The organism is Ruegeria alba (assembly GCF_022321465.1).
Classification (GTDB): domain Bacteria; phylum Pseudomonadota; class Alphaproteobacteria; order Rhodobacterales; family Rhodobacteraceae; genus Ruegeria_B; species Ruegeria_B alba.
Genome location: NZ_JAKOEM010000055.1, coordinates 1 through 2,575, shown reverse-complemented (window position 1 = coordinate 2,575; position 2,575 = coordinate 1). Strand labels below are relative to the sequence as shown.

The following is a 2,575-nucleotide window of genomic DNA, read 5'->3' as shown; positions in this document are numbered from 1 at the left end:
GGCTCTGCCGTCATGTGCTCTATGCCGGCGGCTGCCGGCTCGATATCGAGAGCTTTCTGGTCCCGGCGACAGCGACCACCCGCTCCGGGCACCAGATCACCGTGCCCGAGGCGGCCGCGCAGCCCGATGGCTGGTATCGCGGCGGCGTGTTGCGCCACGCCGGCATTCCGGGTTTTATCACCGGACATGTCGGAGCAACCCTGACGCTCTCAGGCCGGATGCCCGCGCTCGAGGCGGAAATCGACGATCCCGGCCTCACCGCCAGCATCCAGATCGCCCCCGGCTGCGACCTGCGCCGCGACACCTGTGCGAACCGCTTTGGCAACCTGCTGAACTTCGGCGGGTTCCCGGATATCCCGGGGCGGAATCCGTTCGGCGGGACGAGTATTATTTGAGCCCGACCAACAGGATGTCAGAACGAAAAGCTCTGTCGAATTGCCGTGACCGAGAGCTTGGCGGTGAGGCCGCGCTGAACCGCCACCCCGCAAGCTCACTACCAGTTTCTTGACTGCGTCTTCGCAATCTCTCCCAACCTGTCGGTCTCCGAGGCGAGAGACGACTCGTTGAGAGCACTCTCGACGTCGGCGGCGGTCAATCCGATGTCTCTCAGCATGTGATCGGGCAGAGTTCCGATCGACAATGACAGGGCTTCTCTATTGCCCCAGTTCGTTATGATTTTTCGCGCCCTTGCGTATGCGCGTTGCGTCCAGGACGTCCGGGTATTCTCGTGATGCGCGAAGGTATTTTCGTAGGTCATTGCAGGTCTCCCAAGTTTGCTTGGAAAGCCTCGCCGGAAATAGGCTGGACCCGATAGTGAGAGAAAGAAAGCAAGGCAGTACGCTTTTCGTACTAGATGCAATTCAGATGGTTGCGTTACCTTCCAACGTGAAAGGAAATGCCGATGAAACCCTACAGCAATGTCTGCTCGATCTCGAAGGCCTGTTACGAGCTTGAACCACGCTGGACCCTGCCGATTCTGAACCAGCTCTGGAACGGCTACAGCCGGTTCAATGACATCCGGCGTGCCGTGGGCGGTGTCTCGCCGGGTGTGCTCTCCAAGCGGCTGGAGGAAATGGAGAAAAATGGTCTGGTGGAGCGCATCGAAGATCCCGCCAAAGGCACAGTTGACTACATTCGCACAGACAAGGCCAAGGACCTTGAAGAGGCCATGGATGCCTTGGCCAGATGGGCGCAGCGCAACATCAAAGCTGAAGTCGCAATGACTGGTGCCCGCATCGGGGATTTGATGTGGGCATACCGGCGGGGAGTGAAGACTTCAGAGTTGCCCGCAAAGCGAACCGTCATTCAATTCCGCTTCGAGGGCGAGCCAAAGGCTGTCTCGACCTATTGGCTGATCCATGAACCCGGAACCGAGTTGGAACTATGTATCGATCCACCGGGCAGCGACGTGGACCTCTTCGTCGAAACATCTCAGCTTTCCCTAAACGCCATCTTTATGGGTCGATCCACCTTTGCTCGGGAAACCGCCGCCGGGAGGTTCTTTATGACGGGCGACGCCGTGTTGGAGCGCAGTTTTGAGCGCTGGTTTCCTAGATCAAGCTACGCGGATGTAGAGGGTGTTATGCAGCTGGATTAACAGCGGTAAGCCTTATACAGCAAGAGTTCAAACCTCACTTTAATCTTTGCAGAATATCGCACAAAGCGAAGCGCTGCTTAGTCCGCTGAGCCGTAACAGACCCTTTTTTTGTCCGTGTCAGCTTGCCCCTGGAAAGCCGCCGTAGACGGAACATGCTTTTTTTCTAGCCCCAAACCCGGGGCACCGTGCCGTCGGGCCGTCCCCACTTTACCCCTCCCAACCCCCGAAAGCCCCCATGGTCTGGAACTTTGTCATCCAGATTGTCGCCAGCCTTGTGCTGACGGCGATCTCCTATGTGCTGGCGCCGCGGCCGAAGACGGCGCCCCCGAAGGCCGCCGGGCTCGATGAATTCGACCTGCCCACGGCGGAGGAAGGCCGGCCGATCCCGGTGGTGTTCGGCACGGTGCTGCTCAGGGGGCCGAACGTGGTCTGGACGGGAGACCTGAAGGTCGACCCGATCCGCAAGTCCGGAGGCAAGAAGTGACACGCGTGACCGTCCGGGACCTGCGCGCCGCCCGGCTGTGTCTGCAGGGCGCGCGCAGTTGGTTTGCCCGCCACGGGCTCGACTGGCAGGTCTTCCTTCGCGAGGGCGTGGACGCCGAAGTGCTGGCGGCCACCGGCGACGCGCTTGCGATGCGGGCGATTGCCGAGGCCGAGCGGCGCTTGGCGCGGGAGCAGGAACAGGAGCAGAGCCATGGGTAGTTCCGTGATCGTCGGCTATCGCTATGCGCTGGGGGCGCACCTGGCGCTCTGCCATGGGCCGGTGGATGTGATCCGCGAGATCCGCGTCGATGACCGCACCGCCTGGTCGTTGGCCGATGGCACCGTCTCCGGAAGCGGCGATGGGGTCGGCGCGGTCACCACGCTTCTGGCCAATGCCACTGCCGCGGCCTTTCCGGCGGGCGAGCAAGGCAGTACCGCCGCGCTCAACATCTACGGCGCGAACGGCATTCCCGGCCTCTCCCTCGGACAGGCGCT

The 2,575-nt window shown here is 61.4% G+C and carries 5 protein-coding genes; all 5 read left to right on the top strand.

Annotation, left to right across the window (positions count from 1 at the left end):
* A partial coding sequence (locus MB818_RS21760) for a phage BR0599 family protein (protein WP_238906520.1) occupies positions 1–395 on the top strand: 395 nt, incomplete at its 5' end.
* 506 nt (positions 396–901) lie between these two features.
* Positions 902–1,597, top strand: coding sequence for a winged helix-turn-helix transcriptional regulator (locus MB818_RS21755; protein WP_238906519.1), 696 nt, complete (start codon positions 902–904; stop codon positions 1,595–1,597).
* Between the two features lie 235 nt (positions 1,598–1,832).
* Positions 1,833–2,081 carry a hypothetical protein gene (locus MB818_RS21750; protein WP_238906516.1) on the top strand — a complete coding sequence of 83 codons (249 nt, stop codon included), beginning with the start codon at positions 1,833–1,835 and terminating at the stop codon, positions 2,079–2,081.
* Complete coding sequence (locus MB818_RS21745) at positions 2,078–2,299, top strand: hypothetical protein (protein ID WP_238906514.1); 222 nt, start codon at positions 2,078–2,080, stop codon at positions 2,297–2,299. Before MB818_RS21750 ends, MB818_RS21745 begins: the two co-directional genes overlap by 4 nt.
* A partial coding sequence (locus MB818_RS21740; RefSeq protein WP_238906512.1) for a hypothetical protein occupies positions 2,292–2,575 on the top strand: 284 nt, incomplete at its 3' end. The genes MB818_RS21745 and MB818_RS21740, both read left to right, overlap by 8 nt.

Bases quoted from the DNA above. Each gene is read 5' to 3' on its own strand.
- MB818_RS21755 (WP_238906519.1), top strand. From the start codon at position 902: ATGAAACCCTACAGCAATGTCTGCTCGATCTCGAAGGCCTGTTACGAG.
- MB818_RS21750 (WP_238906516.1), top strand. From the start codon at position 1,833: ATGGTCTGGAACTTTGTCATCCAGATTGTCGCCAGCCTTGTGCTGACG.